Origin of the sequence: Providencia sp. 2023EL-00965, from assembly GCF_033550225.1 — a bacterium.
Classification (GTDB): Bacteria; Pseudomonadota; Gammaproteobacteria; order Enterobacterales; family Enterobacteriaceae; genus Providencia; species Providencia manganoxydans.
In genome coordinates this window covers 284,268-305,033 of the sequence record NZ_JAWUEH010000002.1, presented here as the reverse complement: position 1 = coordinate 305,033, position 20,766 = coordinate 284,268, and the positions used below count along the sequence as shown (strand labels likewise).

Genomic DNA, 20,766 nt, shown 5'->3' with positions numbered 1-20,766 from the left:
GCTTATACTATCCCTCTTCTTGGCAGCCAAGCCAGCCTTCACGCCCCGGGAATGGTGCTCTCACCACTTTGCCCGTAGGTAGTGTGTTGATGTCTTCTGGCAATAAATCACTTAATGTACAGAATTGGATTTCTTCTTGAGTAATTCGTTCCAATAATTGTGAAAATTGTTCTGATTTAGACATTCCTTCAACTTCAGTATGGATAGTGTAAACCGGAACACCTTGATCCTCTTTTATCGCTTGCAAGATAAAATCATTAAAAGCTTCATCACTAACCACGGTGCCGACCACTTCATCATAAGTTGGTAAGGTCACTGGGATCTGCACGGTACCTATCGAACCATCACGTAGGATCGGTCTAAATGGATATTGCCCGCGGCAATCACTATTGTAACTGAAACCAAACTTTTGTTTAACTTCAAGTACTCGCTCATCGCCACGCCATCCCGCAACCGCAGAACACATTACTGGCTGCCCTGTTGCCTTTTGTAACGCATCAACACCAAGCTTCACTTGCTCAGCGAGCTGAGCCTCACTCCACTTAGCCACCTTCGCTTGCCAGCCTTGGTGATCCCATGCATGCAATCCAACTTCATGGCCTTCATCTAACGTTTGCTTCATTAAATAACCTAAATCTTTGGCGATTTTTTTACCCGGCCAAGCCGTACCCGCCAATAAGATATCGAGTCCATATAAAGAGGCAGCGTTAGATCTCAGCATTTTCCACAGGAATTTAGGACGCAAAAGGCGCCATAAATGGCGCCCCATATTATCGGGTCCTACACTGAAGAAAAAGCTGGCCTGAATGTTGTGCTGTTTAAGCACTTTGAGTAATTGTGGAACGCCTTTCAATGTACCTTGATAGGTATCCACATCAATTCTCAAGCCAACTTTTTTCATTAGTCTTTATCACCTAACTCTTCAACAGCACCTTGTAGGAAGAAATCTAATGTCTCTTCGATGGTATCTTTCATGTCGATGCTCGGAACCCAGTTTAATAAACGACGTGCGTTTTCAACACTTGGTTTACGATGTTCAACATCTTGATAGCCTTGACCATAGTAGCTGCTGCTTTCGATTTCACGGAAGCCTGCAAATGGCGGGAATTTTCCACGTTGTGGGTGCTTTTCAAAGCTTTCAAGCAACATTTCCGCTAACTCACGAATACTTGCTTCGTTAGTTGGGTTACCAATGTTGATGATTTGGCCATCACATTTACCGTCTTTGTTTTCGATAATGCGGAACAGCGCTTCAATACCGTCTTTAATGTCAGTAAAGCAACGTTTCTGTGCACCACCATCAACCAGTTTAATTGGTGAACCTTCAACTAAGTTGAGGATCAACTGAGTGATTGCACGCGAACTACCAATACGAGCAGAATTCAAGCTGTCTAAACGAGGTCCCATCCAGTTAAATGGACGGAATAAGGTGAATTTCAGACCTTCTTTCGCACCATATGCCCAGATCACTCGGTCTAGCAGCTGTTTAGATACAGAGTAAATCCAACGTTGCTTGTTGATTGGACCAACAATCAGGCGTGATTCGTCTTCATCAAACTCTTTATCATCACACATACCATAAACTTCTGAAGTTGATGGGAAGATGATACGTTTGTTGTATTTCACACAGTAGCGAACCACTTTCAAGTTTTCTTCGAAGTCTAATTCGAATACGCGCAGTGGGTTACGGGTATATTCGATTGGTGTTGCAATCGCTACCAGCGGCAGAATAACGTCACATTTTTTAATGTGGTATTCAATCCACTCAGTATGAATGCTCACGTCACCTTCGATAAAGTGGAAACGTGGGTTACCAATAAAGCGTTCAATCGCAGACGAACCAATATCCATACCATAGATATCGTAGTTACCGTCTTTTAACAGACGCTCAGTCAAGTGGTTACCGATAAAGCCGTTAACACCAAGGATCAGAACACGTGTACGACGTTTTACTTGAGCGGTAGGTTTCGCACCAACACGCACGTCAGTCACAATCCCCATCTCGTTAGCAAGACGGTTACCTTGCATGTACAAACCTGTTTCGCTTTGACCGCTAACCACTTCAATCGCACCTTGACCACAAGCGATACGTAGTGGATCGCTAGACAGTACAGTACCAGCCGCTTTACCTTGGTTATCATCTAAAACGCGAGCGCGCCAAATGATCATTTTACGAGCACCCAAATAGGTGAACGCACCTGGATACGGTTCAGTTACAGCACGGATCAGACAGTTAACTTCTGTCGCAGAACGGCTCCAATCAATCAGGCCATCTTCAGCTGTACGACGCCCGAAATAGCTTGCTTGGCTCTCATCTTGAGCTGTCGTCTGGTAGTTGCCTGCTTCAATCAGTGGCAGAGTTTTATCTAATAACACTTCTGCGGCTTCACGTACTTTAGCATGTAGAGTCAGCGCAGTGTCAGTATCAGTGATCGCCACTTTTTCTTGCGCAACAATCTCGCCAGCATCCGCTTTAGCAACCATTTTGTGCAGAGTCACACCGGTTTCGTGCTCACCGTTTAGTAGTGCCCAATTAATTGGTGCACGACCACGGTATTTTGGCAATAAAGAGCCGTGTAGGTTAAACGCGCCTTTCGGTGCCAACGCTAACAGTTCTTCACTCAGCATGTCACGATAGTAGAATGAGAAAATAACATCTGGTTTCAATTCGCGAATACGTTCAATCCACAATGGGTGATTGACATTTTCTGGCGCGTAAACAGGAAGTTCCATGTCCGCGCTGACACGCGCTACTGAAGAGTAAAAGTGGTTTTCGTTAGGATCATCAGTGTGAGTAAATACCGCCTGAATATCGAAACCTGCTTTTTTAAGCGCTTTCAGCCCTACACAGCCAATATCATGATAGGCAAAAACAATAGCTTTCATTAGTTTTCTTCCTGATTTTTGTCAGTCTTAGCATCCGCACCGACGACTTTTTGAATAAAATAACGGGGTCTCGCACGCACATCATTATAGATCCTGCCGATATACTCACCAAGCAGCCCCATAGCGACAAATTGTGCGCCGATAAACATAAAGAGTATTGCAAACAGTGTGAACACGCCATCCGCGGCCCATGTTGCGCCAAAAAGCAAACGTAATACGATCAACAACACTGCTAATAAGAAACCGCCTGCTGCAATAATACTACCAACTACACTTAATAAACGCAGAGGCGCTGTAGTTAAGCAAGTCAGCAGGTCATACATTAAATTAATCAGCTTCATAAAGCTGTATTTTGAATCACCAAACTCACGTTCAGCATGCGCTACATCAATTTCAATCGTTCTACGCGCAAAAGTATTCGCTAAAATAGGAATAAATGTGCTTCGTTCATGGCATTGCAGCATCGCATCAATAATATGACGACGGTATGCACGTAACATACAACCATAATCACCCATCGAACGACCGGTCGCTTTCGTGATCATCGCATTAATCATTTTAGACGCCGTTTTACGGAACCACGAATCTTGACGATTAGCACGACGAGTCCCAACAACATCATAACCTTGAGCCGCAGTTTGCACTAAACGAGGGATCTCTTCTGGAGGGTTTTGCAAATCTGCATCCAGTGTAATCACTAAATCACCGTCTGCTTGATTGAAACCAGCCATAATTGCAGAATGCTGCCCATAGTTACGATTCAGAATGATCGCGATAACATGGTTATCAGGATTTTCTGCGGCTTCAGTCAACATTTTCGCTGAACGATCGCTGCTGCCATCATCAACTAAAATCAGCTCATAAGCCTGAGTTAATTGTTTACAGGACTTGATGGTACGCTCAAGCAACTGAGGAAGACTTTGCTCTTCATTATAAACAGGGATCACAACAGAGACTTTTTTAATCTCTTCAAATTCATCTACAAATGACACTATTTTGACTCCAAAAGGATTTCATTTATCGCTTTAACTACCCGATCAACATCTGCATCAGACATATCAGGGAAGAGAGGCAGTGAACAAAGCGTTGCTGTGTTCCATTCTGACTCTGCGAGTGAGAGTTCTGGGTACTTCTCACGGTAATATTTTTGCGTATGTGCAGCACGGAAATGCAAGCCCGTACCAATATCATACGCTTTTAGTTTTTCCATAAAAGTATCACGATCGATACCACACACAGTTTTGTCAACACGCACCATAAATAAGTGGTTAGCATGTAAATGAGGATATTCAGGTACTGACAGCATTTGCAGCGGTGAATCTTTTAATGCTTCACGATAACGAGCAACGAGCTGCGCACGTCGTTGGTTCATTTCTTCAACACGAGACAATTGAACCACCGCTATCGCAGCATGAATATCTGACAAGTTATATTTTAACCCAGGTTCAACCACTTCAGCTTGTGGTTTTCTGCCTTGCATTTGTCGATCAAAGGCGTCAACACCTAAACCATGGAATTTTAATGTACGAACACGCTGGGCTAATTCATCATCATCAGTAACCACTAAGCCGCCTTCGGCACAAGTCACATTTTTGATTGCATGGAAAGAAAAGATAGCAGTGCCATGTTGACCGACCCACTCATCTTTATAACGAGTGCCTACTGCGTGGGCAGCATCCTCAATCAGTACCACACCTGCTTTTTGTGCGATAGCGCGTAATGCGTCTAAATCACAAGGAGCACCTGCATAGTGTACAGGAATTATCGCTTTCGTTTTCGCAGTAAGCGCTTTCTCTACCGCATCAGGTTGCACCATAAGCGTGTCACGATCGACATCAATCATCACGGGTGTTGCACCTAATAGCTCAATCATATTGATGGTGGATACCCACGTTTGTGATGGTGTTATCACCTCATCACCAGGGCCTATCCCCAACGCCATTAAAACAACATGCATACCTGCGGTTGCTGAAGTAAGGGCAATTGCATGTTTACAACCATAACGTTTGCAAAAGTCTTCTTCTAACTGATGATTCTGTGGGCCTGTGGTGATCCAGCCTGAACGCAGAACTTTCTCTACTGCCTTAACCTCTTCGTCACCGATTGCCGGTTTTGAAAACGGAAGGAAATTGCTCATATAGTTTGTAGCCTAATTTTTATTAAGAATAGAGTATTCTAGTTAAAGTTACTTTAACCGAACATCAACACCTGAAAACATTTCTTATATCGTAAACCACAACGAAACCGTCGATTAAAACAATTTTTGAGTTACTCGTCAAAATTAATTACCTGCCAAAACCTATTTTCATCATTTGGACTTAAACGGATTTTACCTGCAAATATTTCAGAAAGATTACACTCGTTCATAACTTGCTCAGGTTTACCTGAAAAGATAATTTCACCTTTTTTTAACATCCAAACTTTATCTGCATATTTATATGCGTGACTCAAGTTATGATCACTCATTATAACCGTTCCTTGGCAATCACAAAAATATTTCACCCATTTATCTAACATTGATTGCTGAATAATATCTAAATTGTTCGTTGGCTCATCAAATAGGATGAATTTTCCACTCAGATCTTGGCCATCCCACACCTGTAAAAACGCGGCAATAATGCGTACTCTTTGCCACTCACCACCGGATAACTGATTGATAGGCTTCAATAATAAAGCGCCAAGTTGAAAATCATGGCATAAACTATCAAATAACGACGAACTAAAGTCAGTCGCTAAATGAAACAACGCTAAATACTGAAATACTTTTAAAATAGGTTGGTGAGGGACTAATTGGGGGAAATAGGCGCGCTGTTGGCTCAGCTCTTGAGTTGAATAGCTAACTATATCTTGCCCATTCACTTTAAGTTGTCCGGTAGAAAATAAAAAACCGCTTATTCCATTTAATAATGTGCTTTTACCTGAACCATTTGCACCTAATAAATAAATTTTCTCACCGGCAAATACACTCTCATTGATATTATGTAAACGGTTACCAATACTGAACTGTACTAATTCAATCACTGGAGGTAATTTCCCCATCTATTTTACCTCCATTGATTATTACGGATTAACAGCCAAATAAAAATAGGTGCCCCTAACGTTGCTGTGATCACCCCTATAGGGATTTCGGCATTTGCGATTAATGTTCTTGAAACGATATCAGCCAGTAGCAATCCCCCTGCACCTGCGAATGCACATCCGGGCAATAAAGTTCGATTATCCGTTAGCCCCGCTAATCGCAAAATATGCGGAACGACCAAACCAATAAAGCTAATAGCTCCTGCAATCGCCACACTTAAACCAACTAATACACCTGTTACGATAATCAAAGCTAATCGCCAGCGATGCAGAGAAACCCCCAATTGATAGGCTTGCAATGATCCTAGCGACAAGTAATTGAGGATATTACCTTGGAAGATAGCCCATAGTAAGAATGGTAAACATGCGATAACTAAGCCAAATTGACGCCAATCGATACCACTAAAACTGCCCATCATCCAGTAAAGCAACTGACGTAAATCCAAACTGCTACTGATATACACCATCCATGTCATTATCGCGCCACAGATCACGCCAAGTGCCACTCCCACCAACAGCAAGCTGGCATTGTTAAAATGCTTTCGACGAGCAAAGAAAAGCAAAATCGAGGTTAACAGCAGTGCACCAATAATCGCACCAACGCTGATTAGCCAATATTGCGTCACCCCGTTGGATAATAACACAACCAAAACCACGGCAACCCCAGAACCATTACTGATCCCAAGAAGCCCAGGCTCTGCCAATGGATTTTCAAATAACGCTTGCATGATCGCACCAGTAACAGCTAATGCTGCACCAATGGTGATTACCGCCAGTAGCCGAGGAAAACGAATTTGCCAAACAAACAATTGAGCACTTTCACTACCCCATTGGTTTGGCCAAAGCTGAATTTCACCCACACTCAGTGCCACCATTGAGATAATCATCAAAAAAATCATTAACATAATAATTAATCGCACATCAGAGCGCTGTTGCTGTTTTTGAAGATTTAATAAGTGATTATTCATTAGGTTAATAATATTTTAAAAAAAGAGGCCAGCAGACTAATTATAGCTATTTATGAAAGTAATACGCTATCCATCAATCTAGGATACTCATAATTTCTTCAACTATAAAACTAAAGGAACTTTATGAGCACTAATTTTAATCCTACTCGTAACAATCTAACAAACCAAATTAATGGCACCATAAATGGAGATAATGTACTTTCTACCAAAAAACAAGCCATTTCTTTCTCACGTTTTATTACAAAAGTTACTAATATTCTACGTTCAGTAAATCCATTCAAATCTAAATACTTTACTTATACAAACCCGATTTATGAAATCAAAACAGGTAGTTCAAACACTGAAGAAGTAACAAAATCAGCACATTTAGCCGAACAGATAGTTAAGCTTAAAGAAGCGCTTATCCAATGTCGAGTCAATCAAAAACAAATGGCTCAAACGCCATTAACAAAAGATGATATTCACTCTACATTGGAATCATTACAACCATTCATTGCTGATATAATGGCGGCTGACTCTAGTGAAACGAAAAAGCTTGATGAATTAAAAGAAAGCTGGATAAAAACAGGCCAATCTCCTTTAATTGATGAAAGTATTCTCCTACAAGAAACAGAGGGATTGTTAAAGTTCCATCCATCAAGTTTGGAAGCTCAACCGTTAGTATTACAGGAATTAATGCCAATATTATGCCAAATATTAGAACAACAAAATGTACATGAGGTAACGATTGAAGAGTTAGCTGGTCTCATAGCACCTGTTTTGCATAATGATCTTCCTTCATCATTTGGTGAATATAAAGAACAACGTGATATTGATAATCAATACGTTAGGTATCTTATCGCTTCTGAATATAGCAACTATAGAAAGATAGAAAATTTGACACCAGAACAACGCAAATGCTATCAAATTTATATGGAGAATAGACTACAAATTAATACAGCCCCTACTCTATCTCTTAAATCAAAAGAAATACTTCATAAAATAAACAGTTTGATTGCGCTCTTAACCTCTGATCCTAGGTTGATTATGACAGATGGAATACTTAGGAAGCCCAGTACTCAAACGCAAAAAGATAAAGTTCAGCAAATCATTAGTGCTCAAGAGATTGATTTTTTAGCATTTGAAGGAGAAGAATTCAACGCTCATGCATTAACGGGGGCAATTAAACAACTACAACAGGATTTTTTTAAAGCTAATAAACATGCAAGAGATGAAATACTGAATGAAAGCAAAAAATACAAAAGAACTAAACAAACGAAACCATTACATGAGCAAAATATTATGCTACGTCTCTGTATTCCTTTTTATAAAACCATTCAAACACACTTTAAAGATAACAACATGAGTACCGAAGCGATTATTTTAAGTCAGCTTGGCACTTATCTCCCTGATCCTCTTCCTTCCCATCTCCCCAATTCAATTGAGGATGATATTTTAAATTTGAAAAGGTTTATAACAAACCACATTAACCACAATGAATCAAATGCTTAAATGTTTTTTAACATTGCATTTGTCATAACAAAAACAAAAGACCGCCTAGGCGGTCTTTTATCAGCACAAAAAAGTGCTATTACTCTTTTGGTGTTGCTTTTTCCACACGGCTTTTTAATTTTTGGCCAGGGCGGAAGGTCACAACGCGGCGGGCAGTAATTGGAATATCTTCCCCAGTTTTTGGGTTACGACCGGGACGTTGATTTTTATCACGTAAATCAAAGTTACCGAATCCAGATAATTTTACTTGCTCACCATTTTCTAAGGAAAGGCGAACCTCTTCAAAGAAAGTTTCGACAAGGTCTTTAGCATCACGTTTGCTAACACCCAGTTTTTCAAACAAATTTTCTGACATTTCAGCTTTAGTAAGCGCCATAGGTTTAGTCCCTCAAGGAGGCTTGGAATCGCTGTTTTAACGCAGCAACACACAGATCAACGGTCGCGGTTATCTCTTCTTCTTCCATAGTACGCGCAGTATCTTGGAAGACAAGACTGATAGCAAGACTCTTATAACCATCTGCTATCCCTTCACCACAATACACATCAAACAAGTTTATGCCAACTATATGATTTATGCCAATTTTTTTACACTCTGCCAGAACATCTGCTGCAGCTACACTTTCTGGCACAACAACTGCGATGTCACGACGGTTCGATGGATAGCGTGAAATCGCCTTTGCATCAGGGATCACACGTTGTGCTATCGCATCACAGCGAACCTCAAATACGACGGTTCGACCATTCAAATCGAGTTTACGTTCTAGTTCTGGATGAACAACACCAATAATACCAATATGTTCATTTTCCAGATAAATCCCAGCACTTTGCCCAGGATGTAACGCTGGATGTGCTTCAGCTTTAAATGTAATTTGATTCAGTTTGCCAGTCAATTCCAAAACAGCTTCGAGATCACCTTTTAAATCAAAGAAATCCACAATTTGTTTATCTAATGACCAATGCTCTTCAAATTTGTTACCTGCAATCACACCTGCCAACATAGCTTCTTGGCGAATTTGATATTCTGCTTGATTATCAGGGATAAAACGCAGACCTGTCTCAAATAAACGAATTCTACTTTGTTGACGATTCTGATTATAGACTACAGTGGTTAAAAGACCGGTTAAAAGTGACAAACGCATTGCTGACATATCAGCTGAGATAGGATTTGGTAACACTAATGCTTCTTGCTCAGGGTGCAACAGAGACTGTACTTTCGGGTCAACAAAGCTGTAAGTAATCGCTTCTTGATATCCACGGTCAACTAACATCGCTTTAACACGCTTCAAAGGCAGATCAGCTTCTTGGTGCTTAGTCATAATTAAATCAGCACGCAGAGGAACATCTGGAATGCTGTTATAACCATAAACACGCGCAACTTCTTCAACCAAATCTTCTTCGATTTGCATATCAAAGCGCCAGCTCGGTGCTACCACATCCCAGCGGCCTTCTGAAACCTTCACTTGGCAACCTAAGCGAGATAAAATATCAGTGACTACATCATCCGCAATCACATGACCAATCAGACGGTCTAACTTCTGACGAGTCAGGGTAATATTGGCCGCTTTAGGTAAATGTGCCGCACTGGAAACGTCAATGACTTCGCCTGCTTCACCACCACAAATATCAAGGATCAGTTGTGTGGCACGCTCCATAGCCTTGAATTGTAATTCAGGGTCAACACCGCGCTCAAAACGGTGTGAAGCATCAGTATGTAACCCATGATGACGCGCACGACCTGTGATTGATAATGGATTAAAAAATGCACATTCTAATAGAACATTTTTCGTATCGCTATTAACACCTGAGTACTCACCACCAAAAATACCCGCAATACCAAGTGCTTTTTGTTCATCAGCAATCACTAACGTATCAGATTTTAATGTTGCTTCGCTACCATCTAACAGAACTAATTTCTCGTCCTGTTTTGCCATACGAACAACAATGGCTCCATTTAGGCGATCAAGATCGTAAGCATGTTGAGGCTGTCCTAACTCAAGTAATACATAGTTAGTGATATCAACAACAGCATCAATTGAACGGACGCCACCACGGCGCAGCTTCTCTTTCATCCATAATGGAGTTGGTGCTGATACATCAATATTTTTGATCACACGACCTAGAAAACGCGGACATGCTTCTGGCGCTTCAACGCGAATAGGGAATGAATCTGCGATTGTAGCTTTGACAGCCTCAATTTTAGGCTCTTGCAACTGCTGTTTATTAATCACCGCCACATCACGCGCAACACCTAAAATACTTAAACAGTCTGCACGGTTAGGGGTAATACTAATTTCGATAATACTGTCATCAAATTTTAAATAATCGCGTAAGTCAGTACCAATCGGAGCATCTAAAGGTAGCTCAATAATGCCGCTATGATCGTCAGAAATACCCAGCTCAGAGTAAGAGCACAACATACCTTCTGACGGCTCACCACGCAGTTTTGCCGCTTTGATTTTAAAATCGCCCGGTAAAACAGCACCAACAGTCGCTACAGCAACTTTTAAGCCTTGACGGCAATTTGGCGCACCACAAACGATATCGAGTAGGCGTTCACCACCCACATTAACCTTAGTTACACGCAATTTATCTGCATTTGGGTGTTGGCCACATTCAACCACTTCACCGACTACTACACCATTAAACTGTCCTGCCACCGGTTCAACACCATCTACTTCCAAACCGGCCATTGTGATTTGTTCTGATAATGCTTCACTGCTAATGGCTGGGTTTACCCATTCGCGTAACCAGAGTTCACTGAATTTCATGAGAAAGTCCCGCCTTATTTAAACTGTTTGAGGAAACGAAGGTCATTTTCGAAGAATGCGCGTAAATCAGAAACACCATAACGCAGCATCGTGAGGCGCTCCATTCCCATACCGAATGCAAAACCTGAATACACTTCAGGATCAATTCCCACATTGCGTAGCACATTCGGGTGTACCATACCGCAACCCAAGACTTCTAACCATTTGCCGTTTTTGCCCATAACATCTACTTCCGCAGAAGGCTCTGTGAATGGGAAATAAGATGGACGGAAACGAACTTGAACTTCCTCTTCAAAGAAGTTATTCAAGAAATCATGCAACGTGCCTTTAAGATTGGTAAAGCTGATGTCTTTATCAACAATCAACCCTTCAGTTTGATGGAACATTGGAGTATGTGTCTGGTCGTAATCGTTACGATAAACACGGCCCGGTGCAATTATGCGGATAGGAGGCTGCTGCCCATTCATGGTACGAATTTGTACACCTGAAGTCTGCGTACGCAATAAACGTTTCGCATCAAACCAGAAAGTATCATGATCTGCACGCGCAGGGTGATGAGCAGGAATATTCAATGCATCAAAGTTATGGTAATCATCTTCGATTTCGGGCCCAGTTTCAACACTAAAGCCTAATTCACCAAAAAACTCTTCAATTCGCTGAATAGTACGGGTCACTGGGTGTAAACCACCGTTTTCCATACGACGCCCTGGTAATGAAACATCAATGGTTTCTGATGCCAAACGTGCATTTAGGATCTCTGCCTGCATAGCGTCTTTACGTGTGTTCAGTGCATCTTGTACCTGTACTTTGGCTTCATTAATCACAGCCCCAGCAGCTGGACGTTCGTCCGCTGGCAGATCACGCAACGTTTTCATCTGTAGTGTGAAATGGCCACTTTTGCCTAAATATTCAACACGAACTGATTCTAACGTAGCAACATCTTGGGCCTGTTCAATGGCTGCTTTTGCCTGTGCAACCAACTCAGCGAGATGTGGCATTGTTTCCCCTCTATGACCCTTCAGGTCGTTTTGCTAGTTATTCACCGATTGATTAAGTTCTCATTTACCATTCATTAATAATGGATAAGCACTTAACTGATTTTACTGTATTTTTCTTAAATCAAAAACAAAAAAGCCTCCCTAAAGGAGGCTTTGGCGTAATTTTTCGTTTCTTTTCTACACGCATAAGCCCCCGATATTCAGGTGCTAAAGTAAAAGAAGAAACGAAAAGTAACGGTTTGCATTTAATTAATTCACTAAATAATTTGTATTTTTAAGTAGTAACACAAATAAGCATAAATGAAAAGAGGAAGTTACCTTCCTCTTTTCAAGCAAACATTAAGCTAAAGCGCCTTTCGCTTTTTCAACAAGTGCAGTGAATGCTGCTTTGTCGAATACGGCGATGTCTGCTAGGATCTTACGGTCGATTTCAATTGAAGCTTTTTTCAAGCCATTGATGAAACGGCTGTAAGACAGACCGTTCTGACGAGCCGCAGCGTTGATACGTGCGATCCACAGTTGACGGAACTGACGTTTGCGTTGACGGCGGTCACGGTAAGCGTATTGACCAGCTTTGATTACCGCTTGAAATGCTACGCGGTAAACACGAGAACGTGCACCATAGTAACCTTTCGCCTGCTTCAGAATTTTTTTGTGACGTGCACGGGCGATTACACCACGTTTTGCGCGAGCCATAGCTATCTCCTATCGTCTTTAATCTTATTAACCAATGTTTACTTATGCGTAAGGCAGGCAGGCAACTACCAGACCCAGATCGCCCTTAGATACCATTCCTTTCGGACGTAAATGGCGTTTACGCTTAGTAGACTTTTTAGTCAGGATATGACGAAGGTTTGCATGCTTACGCTTAAAGCCACCGCCTGCAGTTTTTTTAAAGCGCTTTGCTGCGCCACGTACAGTTTTGATCTTTGGCATTTCTTTAATTTCCAACTTCGCATTGTGATAAACTACGAATTAATTAGGCGAATATCAGTGACATTACTGCCACTGTTACTACTTGATGGCCTAATTATTTCTTCTTCGGTGCCAGCACCATGATCATCTGACGGCCTTCAATTTTTGAAGGGAATGACTCAACTACCGCCAGTTCATCTAAATCGGCCTTAATACGGTTAAGTACTTCCATACCGATTTGTTGGTGAGCCATTTCACGACCACGAAAACGCAGTGTAACTTTGGCTTTGTCACCATCTTCAAGAAAGCGAATCAGGTTGCGTAGTTTGACCTGATAATCACCTTCATCTGTACCAGGGCGGAATTTAATTTCCTTCACCTGAACAACTTTTTGCTTTTTCTTCTGTTCTTTTTGAGACTTGCTCTTCTCATAAAGGAATTTGCCGTAATCCATGATACGACAAACTGGCGGTTCGGCATTAGGGCTGATTTCTACAAGGTCTACCCCTGCTTCTTCTGCTTTTTCCAGTGCATCACGCACGCTCATAACGCCAAGTTGTTCACCGTCTAAACCGGTTAAACGCACTTCATTCACACGAATTTCATCGTTGATACGATTAGGACGTGCTGTTGGGATTCTTTTTCCGCCTTTAATACTTCATTCCTCCAACTGGATAAAGAGAGTTGCTATTTTCTCTAAAGCACACATTTCAGTAACGATTAAAACCAACGCATTCAAGCGTTAATACTGAAACGCAATATTCATTTGCCTATATCAAGTTCACTATGATGGACTGACAAAGCGATTCGACCGCGGATTTTAATGCTTATTGCTCGATTACTCAAGTAGATAATCAATTTTTTCGCATTAACTACCGACTTTTCTTGTTAATAGTTAACAAAGGTATAGGATGCCGCTGAATAAAAGGGTCATATACTCGTCATACTTCAAAATGCAGGATTGTGGACTGCGCTATGCTCCCGAGTCACGTAGTTCATCTATGCTCCCCGTCTATGTTCGCTTGTCGCCTACCTGAATCTCGAATTATTTAGAATATAAAACAGCCTAAACATAACAATCAATGCTTAAGGTTAAACCACTTTATTTAGTGCCATTCGTTAACATACACTTCAACAACGAAGATAGCACCCACATTTACAGAGGGTGCTATCTCATTATGGCTTAATTATTTTTTCTTCGGTGCCAATACCATGATCATCTGGCGGCCTTCAATTTTTGAAGGGAATGACTCTACTACTGCCAGTTCATCCAGATCAGTTTTAATGCGGTTAAGCACTTCCATACCAATCTGTTGGTGAGCCATTTCACGACCGCGGAAACGCAATGTCACTTTGGCTTTGTCACCATCTTCCAAAAAGCGAATCAGACTACGCAATTTCACTTGGTAATCGCCTTCATCTGTTCCCGGACGGAATTTGATTTCCTTCACTTGAACAACTTTTTGCTTTTTCTTTTGTTCTTTTTGAGACTTACTCTTCTCATAAAGATACTTACCGTAATCCATGATCCGGCAAACTGGTGGCTCAGCATTTGGGCTAATTTCAACTAAGTCAACACCAGCCTCTTCTGCTTTCGCCAGTCCTTCACGGACACTCATGACACCAAGTTGCTCACCATCTAAACCGGTGACACGGATTTCAGTTGCACGAATTTCTTCGTTAATACGATTAGGACGTGCTGTTGGGAGTTTTTTTCCGCCTTTAATACCTTATTCCTCCATCTGATTGAGCTGACGACTGCGAATTTCTTCTAGCAGTTTGCTTGTAAATTCATTGACATCTAGGCTACCTAAATCCTTACCACGACGAGTACGAACAGACACTTTACCTGATTCAACTTCTTTATCGCCACAAACTAACATGTAAGGAACACGACGCAGGGTGTGTTCGCGGATCTTAAAGCCGATTTTCTCATTGCGTAAGTCCGCTTTCGCACGAATGCCAACACTTTGTAGCTTGCTTACTAATTCTTGAACATAATCCGCTTGAGCGTCTGTAATGTTCATCACAACAACTTGCTGTGGTGCCAACCATGTTGGGAAGAAACCTGCATATTCCTCGGTTAAAATACCGATAAAACGCTCTAAAGAGCCTAATACCGCACGGTGGATCATGACAGGCACGATACGCTCGTTATTTTCACCTACATAAGATGCATTCAAACGACCCGGTAAGAAGAAGTCTAACTGTACTGTACCGCACTGCCATGCACGATCAAGACAGTCATACAGTGTAAACTCAATCTTAGGACCATAAAATGCCCCCTCACCTGGTTGGTATTCAAATTCAATACCTTGATCTTTTAACGCCTGAGCCAGATCTGCTTCCGCAGTATCCCACATATCATCGGTACCGATACGTTTTTCAGGACGAGTTGACAACTTAACAACAATTTTTTCAAAACCAAATGTTGCATAAACGTCATAGATCATTTTGATACAACTTGTTACTTCACTCAAAATTTGATCTTCAGTACAGAAAATATGCGCATCATCTTGAGTAAAGCCGCGCACTCGCATCAAACCATGCAGTGCACCTGATGGCTCGTTACGGTGGCAACTACCGAACTCTGCCATACGTAATGGCAAATCACGGTAAGATTTCAAACCTTGATTAAAAATCTGAACATGACCTGGGCAGTTCATTGGCTTAACACAATATTCACGGTTTTCTGATGAAGTTGTGAACATCGCATCTTTATAGTTGTCCCAGTGACCTGTTCTTTCCCATAATACGCGATCCATCATGAATGGGCCTTTCACTTCTTGATAGTGATAGGCTTTCAATTTTGTGCGCACAAAAGTTTCTAGTTCACGGAAAATGGTCCAACCATCATTATGCCAGAATGCCATGCCCGGCGCTTCTTCTTGCATATGATATAAATCTAGTTGCTTACCAATTTTACGGTGGTCACGTTTTGCCGCCTCTTCAAGGCGCAATAAGTATGCACTAAGCTGTTTTTTATCAGCCCAAGCGGTACCATAAATACGTTGCAACATTTTATTGTCGCTATTACCGCGCCAGTATGCTCCTGCCACTTTTTGTAATTTAAAATGGTGACAAAAACGCATATTAGGAACGTGTGGACCACGACACATATCAATATATTCTTGGTGGTGATATAAGCCAGGGCGGTCATCTTGACTAATGTTTTGATCAAGGATCTCAACTTTATAGTCTTCACCACGGGCAACAAATGTTTCACGAGCTTCAGCCCAAGAAACACGTTTTTTAATCACGTCATAATCTGTTTTGGCCAGCTCTAGCATACGCTTTTCGAGCTTTTCCAAATCTTCCTGTGTCAGCGCATAGTCCAAGTCGATATCATAGTAAAAACCATTATCAATCACTGGACCGATTGCCATTTTGGTATTTGGCCATAGTTGTTTAATGGCATGGCCTAGCAAGTGAGCACAAGAATGGCGAATGATTTCTAAACCTTCGTCATCTTTGCTGGTGATAATGGCTAATTTAGCGTCGTTTTCAATCAATTCACAAGCATCGACCAGCTCACCATTCACACGGCCAGCAATACAGGCTTTTGCAAGACCCGCACCAATATCACGAGCTACATCCATCACCGAAACGGCATGGTCAAATTGACGCTGACTTCCATCAGGAAGAGTAATAACAGGCATTAATAAATCCTTATCAGCAGTGGTGACCCACACGCAAGATCACTTGCTTGATTATTCCAAAGTTTATAAAACAATACGTTACAATTAATTTCTCGCTGCACAATGCGAGGTATGTACATAAACAATAAAATTGCGATGCACATTAAAAGTAACTCATACAAAATAATAACACAGACTATATTATTAGCGATAGTAAAGAGGATACAGCTCCCCTATTCTGCTTCACATTCCTCTCACTCGATGCCCATAAAAAAACCATCATGCACAATCCTTTAGCGCTATCTAAGAAAGATAATGACACAAGTGAATGTCTATGAATTACAGGTGAAGCTACCTATCGCGAAAAATGCGACAAGCCAATAACTGGCATCCCAATTATTGATATCGAGATATAAAAGTCACAAACAGAACACTTTCCGAGTATTTTCGTGATTGCTTAGCTTATTACAGATAATTGAACCCGTAGTTTCCACGAAGAATGACTTGTACTCGCTGAAATTAGAATAACTGGGCTATAAACCCTGATTGAGTTCATATTCTAAAGACTAAACTAATAGATTAGCTAAGTCTGCCCTGATTTATCTCTTTGTGGTAAGTTTATAGCTATCATCAATCAATGCTTTAAGCTCATTTTCAGGAAAGCCACGCCCTAGTATTATCGTTATCCAGTGTTCTTTATTCATATGATATGCAGGGTAAACATGCTCTTTTAATCGCAAAGAGCCAACGAGTTCAGGAGAGGCTTTTATATTGACAATATCAACCATGTCATTACCCCCGTTTTCGGATAATGTCTTAGATGTGACATTCATAAGAACAGCAAACCACTTTGAATTATTTTCATGTCTAAAAACCCTGTAGTTAGGAAGATTTTTCCACGGTGATTCAGCAACAACACCATAATTGCTTTGAATATAATCTATAAGCTCACTTCTTTTCATCTCACTATCCTATCGATTAGTTTTAGCACGGTTAGTTTATAGGGGGCACAAATTGAAGAAAACAAAAAAACCTGACGGGGTCAGTTGGTAAGACTTTTTTCATCATTCTGCTTTATAAAATTTCAATTTATAGGTAGAGATATATCATCAGTCAACTCAGCTTTATTGCGATTAAAAATACGTATGATTGAGAAACTACCCTGCATTCAAGGCGCTCTGGACATTATTTATTGGTACACCAAATTTACTCATCTGCACTTATCAAATGAGATGACTTCATTGCTTTTAAAAGCTAATATCGATGGCATTATACTCCCCTTACTTATTAATAGACTCTTACTACCTAAACAATTAACTCATTGAAACTATCTAAAAGGCGCATTTTTCAATAATGGAGATGAGAATTTATTCCTAACATGTCAATTACATTTATTATTAATTAGAAATAATTTGAAATGAATCAATCTCAGACTACACTTTCTTAGATATATGTTTTAATCAGTGGCATTATTTAAGAGATATGAAAGCGACATGTAAGTTCCTCTTAGCGTATTAATTCTATTTTATTAGCACTCTTATAATTTAGATGAAGGTAATACTAATGTTTAGATATCATGTTAACTCACCCAGCATCTGTTCTATAGGTTATGACAATCAAGCTAAAGTACTTGAAATAAATTATCACAAAAAAGGGTCTTATCAGTATAGAAACGTCCCTCTTATCGTCTACCAACGATTATCTGTAGCCAAAAATAAAGAGTTGTATGTCGAGAAAAATATAGATAATAGCTATATGGCAATTAAAAAACCTAACATTACTTCTCTAGCGTAGCAAACATAAATTTCTACGAAAATGAAAAGCCATCAGCGATTAACTGATGGCTATTTAGAGTTTTATTCAATGTTTTCGTGTAATTCTCATTGAAAATATAACAATGAGTTACCATTACTTATATAAATCATTGTTAATATTTAATCGCTAAATAGCAATTATAGAATTAAATAAAGTTAATTTTTTACTAATCAGCATATTTTCTTTCAATTATCTTTTCCGTATTTTGTTACATAATTTAACTTTAGGAACAGTTAATATCATTGTAGTATCCATTTCGCATTACTCCCCCTACGAGAGTTATGTATTTATTACTGTATTTCTTGTAATAAGTTTTCAAGTTTGCCCCAGTGAATAGCTGGGGTCTTTTTTATTAGGCTACTTTTTCTTCTATATCCTATATTGCTTTCTTGTCCAAATTAAATGGATTCATTCAAACTATCAGCTAGCAATCTCATTGCGCCAGTTGTCCTTGTCCTATAGATAGGTAGGTAGAGTTATACTTTCCGCTCACTTCTTTCGATAAAAAATAGGCCTCATTTCGCTGAACGATGACGAAAAGAGAAAGTAATAAAAATCCAAATATGTTTTTTTTACTGAAAATGAGTGCTAATATGGGAGGCTCTAAGCGTTAAATTATATGCGTTCTATTTAGCGTTTACATTCCGTGTTCATCCGAATACTTACCTTATAGGGACGACCCTGTTAGGTATCTGGTTACTCAAGGGACGACCCTGTAGGATATAAAAGTATGGCATGGTTATATCTATTCCTTGCGGGCGTCTTTGAGGTTGTTTGGGCCTTTTTTATGAAGGAATCAAACGGTTTTACTAAATTAGTTCCTAGCTTGCTAACCATCTTGTTTATGGTTGTTAGCTTTGGGCTACTATCTATTTCAATGAAAACACTTCCATTAGGAACATCCTATACGATATGGGTTGGGATCGGTGCGGTTGGCGCATTCATTCTAGGCATCGTATTTTTCCATGAAAGCATGAATATTATGAGGATCATCGCTGCGGCATTGATTGTTGCTGGTGTGATTATGATGAAATTAGCAACCAAATCATAAAATAGTCATTAGTCATAGTTCAACCAACAAAATATAAAACAGTATTTTTAACGTTATGATGGTTATTGTCGCTATAACTTAATCGGTTATAGCGGCAGTCACCACAGCATAGTTCTCATTTCCTTAATCAAAAAATTCAAATAACGATCATCTAAAATCACCAATAAATCCTGTCACACTTAAGAACTTGCGCTAATTTAGCTAAGCTATATGATTTGCATTTTTACGGGGGTGTTTATGAAAAAAACTGTGCTATTTCTTTCATTTTTTTTAGCTTCAAACCTAGCGCTAGCGGATTGTAATTTTAAAAAGGCAGCTAGAAATAAAATGCTAGATCAAAAAATAGGTTTATCGGGTAACTGTGACACAGAGAAAGCAGTCAAAACCCAGGCAACTAAGAAAGTGGATGATAACTTAGGTGTTGATTCGAAAAAAATCCAAAAAGATATCACTGATAAAAAAAATAATGTCGAAAACAAAGTCTCTAATATCAATAAGACAGTTGATAAAATTAAATAAATTTATTTTATTGCATATTTGCCGCAAAGAGTGGAGGCACGACAATTGACCCAATGGTAGTCGTGCCAATCTTCATTTTTGTAACATAGGGATCTAGCCCGCTATAACCAGCGGCGGGTTTGCTGGCTATATTGCCGCCATTCTTCCTTAAAATGTTCAGCGAGATATCGTTCCTCAAGAGGAATGGTATACAAATCTGTAATCAACCAAAAAACTAAGCCAGAAACTAAGAAATAAGGTGAATGAGTGAACAATGCTAAGCTAATACACATTGATGTAAATGCAAGATAAAGCGGATTTCGCGATAAACGGAATGGCCCTTTAGTAATCAAAGCTTTAGCTTTACTCGTCGGATTAGGGGATGTGTTATAACAGTGAAAATAATATAAACTTACTGCAATCCACCCAAAACTCTCAAGCGCAACTAAAATTGCCAATATCCCCATCCAGCCAGAGAAACTCCACAAAAAATTGTTTTTTACATGTAACACATACAAAGCTATTGAGTTTAAAACGACCCAAGTTAACAAAGGAAGCCTAAATATATTCATTTCAATGTCCTATATTGGGCAAGGTCAATCTTATTGATGAGTATAAGTAAAGCAATGCCGAGTATCATCCTTACAATCTATTCATATC

General features: G+C 40.1%; 21 protein-coding genes and 1 other annotated feature. Of the genes, 4 read left to right on the top strand and 17 right to left on the bottom strand.

The genetic code is table 11. The annotated features are described in order from the left end of the window. Positions 1-7: 7 nt before the first annotated feature. From arnD to btuC, 6 genes are all read right to left on the bottom strand, one after another. Positions 8-901 (bottom strand): 4-deoxy-4-formamido-L-arabinose-phosphoundecaprenol deformylase, encoded by an 894-nt coding sequence (gene arnD, locus SC428_RS04315; protein ID WP_070925443.1) that lies wholly within the window; start codon positions 899-901, stop codon positions 8-10. After that, entirely contained in the window at positions 901-2,886 is a 1,986-nt protein-coding gene (arnA, locus tag SC428_RS04310) for a bifunctional UDP-4-amino-4-deoxy-L-arabinose formyltransferase/UDP-glucuronic acid oxidase ArnA (RefSeq protein ID WP_070925444.1), read from the bottom strand. The genes arnD and arnA overlap by 1 nt, the downstream gene beginning before the upstream one ends. Further along, the gene (arnC, locus tag SC428_RS04305) at positions 2,886-3,878 is read right to left on the bottom strand and encodes an undecaprenyl-phosphate 4-deoxy-4-formamido-L-arabinose transferase (protein WP_070925445.1); all 993 of its coding nucleotides are present in this window, start codon (positions 3,876-3,878) and stop codon (positions 2,886-2,888) included. Before arnC ends, arnA begins: the two co-directional genes overlap by 1 nt. Continuing rightward, complete coding sequence (gene arnB / locus SC428_RS04300; protein WP_070925446.1) at positions 3,878-5,023, bottom strand: UDP-4-amino-4-deoxy-L-arabinose aminotransferase; 1,146 nt, start codon at positions 5,021-5,023, stop codon at positions 3,878-3,880. The genes arnC and arnB overlap by 1 nt, the downstream gene beginning before the upstream one ends. A gap of 131 nt (positions 5,024-5,154) precedes the next feature. Further along, positions 5,155-5,925, bottom strand: a complete 771-nt coding sequence (locus tag SC428_RS04295; protein WP_318706020.1) for an ATP-binding cassette domain-containing protein — start codon at positions 5,923-5,925, stop codon at positions 5,155-5,157. Positions 5,926-5,930: 5 nt separating this feature from the next. Then, a complete protein-coding gene (gene btuC / locus SC428_RS04290; RefSeq protein ID WP_318706013.1) occupies positions 5,931-6,932 on the bottom strand; it encodes a vitamin B12 ABC transporter permease BtuC in 1,002 nt (333 codons plus the stop codon). 123 nt (positions 6,933-7,055) lie between these two features. Here btuC and SC428_RS04285 point away from each other — a divergent pair, with 123 nt between their 5' ends. After that, positions 7,056-8,423 carry a hypothetical protein gene (locus SC428_RS04285; RefSeq protein ID WP_318706011.1) on the top strand — a complete coding sequence of 456 codons (1,368 nt, stop codon included), beginning with the start codon at positions 7,056-7,058 and terminating at the stop codon, positions 8,421-8,423. Positions 8,424-8,502: 79 nt separating this feature from the next. On the opposite strand, the gene ihfA is transcribed toward SC428_RS04285, so the two are convergent. The 10 genes from ihfA to SC428_RS04240 all read right to left on the bottom strand — a co-directional run bounded on the left by ihfA (position 8,503) and on the right by SC428_RS04240 (position 17,704). Next, positions 8,503-8,799, bottom strand: a complete 297-nt coding sequence (gene ihfA, locus SC428_RS04280) for an integration host factor subunit alpha (RefSeq protein WP_004263721.1) — start codon at positions 8,797-8,799, stop codon at positions 8,503-8,505. A 4-nt stretch (positions 8,800-8,803) separates the two neighbouring features. Continuing rightward, the gene (gene pheT / locus SC428_RS04275) at positions 8,804-11,191 is read right to left on the bottom strand and encodes a phenylalanine--tRNA ligase subunit beta (protein ID WP_070925450.1); all 2,388 of its coding nucleotides are present in this window, start codon (positions 11,189-11,191) and stop codon (positions 8,804-8,806) included. Between the two features lie 14 nt (positions 11,192-11,205). Further along, complete coding sequence (pheS, locus tag SC428_RS04270) at positions 11,206-12,189, bottom strand: phenylalanine--tRNA ligase subunit alpha (RefSeq protein WP_140179098.1); 984 nt, start codon at positions 12,187-12,189, stop codon at positions 11,206-11,208. Between the two features lie 126 nt (positions 12,190-12,315). Further along, positions 12,316-12,440: a sequence feature (Phe leader region), on the bottom strand. Further along, positions 12,390-12,434, bottom strand: a complete 45-nt coding sequence (gene pheM, locus SC428_RS22160) for a pheST operon leader peptide PheM (protein WP_175442457.1) — start codon at positions 12,432-12,434, stop codon at positions 12,390-12,392. Its footprint overlaps the feature before it by 45 nt. Positions 12,441-12,528: 88 nt before the next feature. After that, complete coding sequence (rplT, locus tag SC428_RS04265) at positions 12,529-12,885, bottom strand: 50S ribosomal protein L20 (RefSeq protein ID WP_004263714.1); 357 nt, start codon at positions 12,883-12,885, stop codon at positions 12,529-12,531. A gap of 42 nt (positions 12,886-12,927) precedes the next feature. Continuing rightward, positions 12,928-13,125: a 50S ribosomal protein L35 gene (gene rpmI / locus SC428_RS04260; RefSeq protein ID WP_004263702.1), complete on the bottom strand. Its 198-nt coding sequence runs from the start codon at positions 13,123-13,125 to the stop codon at positions 12,928-12,930. 94 nt (positions 13,126-13,219) lie between these two features. Then, complete coding sequence (infC, locus tag SC428_RS04255) at positions 13,220-13,759, bottom strand: translation initiation factor IF-3 (protein WP_070925452.1); 540 nt, start codon at positions 13,757-13,759, stop codon at positions 13,220-13,222. A 532-nt stretch (positions 13,760-14,291) separates the two neighbouring features. After that, positions 14,292-14,831: a translation initiation factor IF-3 gene (gene infC / locus SC428_RS04250; RefSeq protein ID WP_081335855.1), complete on the bottom strand. Its 540-nt coding sequence runs from the start codon at positions 14,829-14,831 to the stop codon at positions 14,292-14,294. Positions 14,832-14,834: 3 nt separating this feature from the next. After that, complete coding sequence (gene thrS, locus SC428_RS04245) at positions 14,835-16,763, bottom strand: threonine--tRNA ligase (RefSeq protein ID WP_070925454.1); 1,929 nt, start codon at positions 16,761-16,763, stop codon at positions 14,835-14,837. A 578-nt stretch (positions 16,764-17,341) separates the two neighbouring features. Then, positions 17,342-17,704, bottom strand: coding sequence for an MmcQ/YjbR family DNA-binding protein (locus SC428_RS04240; protein WP_070925455.1), 363 nt, complete (start codon positions 17,702-17,704; stop codon positions 17,342-17,344). Between the two features lie 586 nt (positions 17,705-18,290). Here SC428_RS04240 and SC428_RS22155 point away from each other — a divergent pair. From SC428_RS22155 to SC428_RS04230, 3 genes are all read left to right on the top strand, one after another. Beyond that, the gene (locus SC428_RS22155) at positions 18,291-18,536 is read left to right on the top strand and encodes a KTSC domain-containing protein (protein ID WP_081335856.1); all 246 of its coding nucleotides are present in this window, start codon (positions 18,291-18,293) and stop codon (positions 18,534-18,536) included. A 751-nt stretch (positions 18,537-19,287) separates the two neighbouring features. Further along, positions 19,288-19,608 (top strand): DMT family transporter, encoded by a 321-nt coding sequence (locus SC428_RS04235; RefSeq protein ID WP_070925457.1) that lies wholly within the window; start codon positions 19,288-19,290, stop codon positions 19,606-19,608. 237 nt (positions 19,609-19,845) lie between these two features. Continuing rightward, on the top strand, positions 19,846-20,127 hold the full coding sequence (locus tag SC428_RS04230; protein ID WP_140179094.1) for a hypothetical protein: 282 nt from the start codon (positions 19,846-19,848) through the stop codon (positions 20,125-20,127). A 101-nt stretch (positions 20,128-20,228) separates the two neighbouring features. On the opposite strand, the gene SC428_RS04225 is transcribed toward SC428_RS04230, so the two are convergent. Next, positions 20,229-20,678 (bottom strand): isoprenylcysteine carboxylmethyltransferase family protein, encoded by a 450-nt coding sequence (locus tag SC428_RS04225; RefSeq protein WP_318705933.1) that lies wholly within the window; start codon positions 20,676-20,678, stop codon positions 20,229-20,231. Positions 20,679-20,766 lie beyond the last annotated feature (88 nt).

What these genes read in the sequence shown, in the direction of transcription:
- arnD (WP_070925443.1), bottom strand. Translation starts at nt 901, where the DNA reads ATGAAAAAAGTTGGCTTGAGAATTGATGTGGATACCTATCAAGGTACA.
- arnA (WP_070925444.1), bottom strand. Translation starts at nt 2,886, where the DNA reads ATGAAAGCTATTGTTTTTGCCTATCATGATATTGGCTGTGTAGGGCTG.
- arnB (WP_070925446.1), bottom strand. Translation starts at nt 5,023, where the DNA reads ATGAGCAATTTCCTTCCGTTTTCAAAACCGGCAATCGGTGACGAAGAG.
- SC428_RS04295 (WP_318706020.1), bottom strand. Translation starts at nt 5,925, where the DNA reads ATGGGGAAATTACCTCCAGTGATTGAATTAGTACAGTTCAGTATTGGT.
- btuC (WP_318706013.1), bottom strand. Translation starts at nt 6,932, where the DNA reads ATGAATAATCACTTATTAAATCTTCAAAAACAGCAACAGCGCTCTGAT.
- SC428_RS04285 (WP_318706011.1), top strand. Translation starts at nt 7,056, where the DNA reads ATGAGCACTAATTTTAATCCTACTCGTAACAATCTAACAAACCAAATT.
- ihfA (WP_004263721.1), bottom strand. Translation starts at nt 8,799, where the DNA reads ATGGCGCTTACTAAAGCTGAAATGTCAGAAAATTTGTTTGAAAAACTG.
- pheT (WP_070925450.1), bottom strand. Translation starts at nt 11,191, where the DNA reads ATGAAATTCAGTGAACTCTGGTTACGCGAATGGGTAAACCCAGCCATT.
- pheS (WP_140179098.1), bottom strand. Translation starts at nt 12,189, where the DNA reads ATGCCACATCTCGCTGAGTTGGTTGCACAGGCAAAAGCAGCCATTGAA.
- rplT (WP_004263714.1), bottom strand. Translation starts at nt 12,885, where the DNA reads ATGGCTCGCGCAAAACGTGGTGTAATCGCCCGTGCACGTCACAAAAAA.
- rpmI (WP_004263702.1), bottom strand. Translation starts at nt 13,125, where the DNA reads ATGCCAAAGATCAAAACTGTACGTGGCGCAGCAAAGCGCTTTAAAAAA.
- thrS (WP_070925454.1), bottom strand. Translation starts at nt 16,763, where the DNA reads ATGCCTGTTATTACTCTTCCTGATGGAAGTCAGCGTCAATTTGACCAT.
- SC428_RS04240 (WP_070925455.1), bottom strand. Translation starts at nt 17,704, where the DNA reads ATGAAAAGAAGTGAGCTTATAGATTATATTCAAAGCAATTATGGTGTT.
- SC428_RS22155 (WP_081335856.1), top strand. Translation starts at nt 18,291, where the DNA reads ATGAAGGTAATACTAATGTTTAGATATCATGTTAACTCACCCAGCATC.
- SC428_RS04235 (WP_070925457.1), top strand. Translation starts at nt 19,288, where the DNA reads ATGGCATGGTTATATCTATTCCTTGCGGGCGTCTTTGAGGTTGTTTGG.
- SC428_RS04230 (WP_140179094.1), top strand. Translation starts at nt 19,846, where the DNA reads ATGAAAAAAACTGTGCTATTTCTTTCATTTTTTTTAGCTTCAAACCTA.
- SC428_RS04225 (WP_318705933.1), bottom strand. Translation starts at nt 20,678, where the DNA reads ATGAATATATTTAGGCTTCCTTTGTTAACTTGGGTCGTTTTAAACTCA.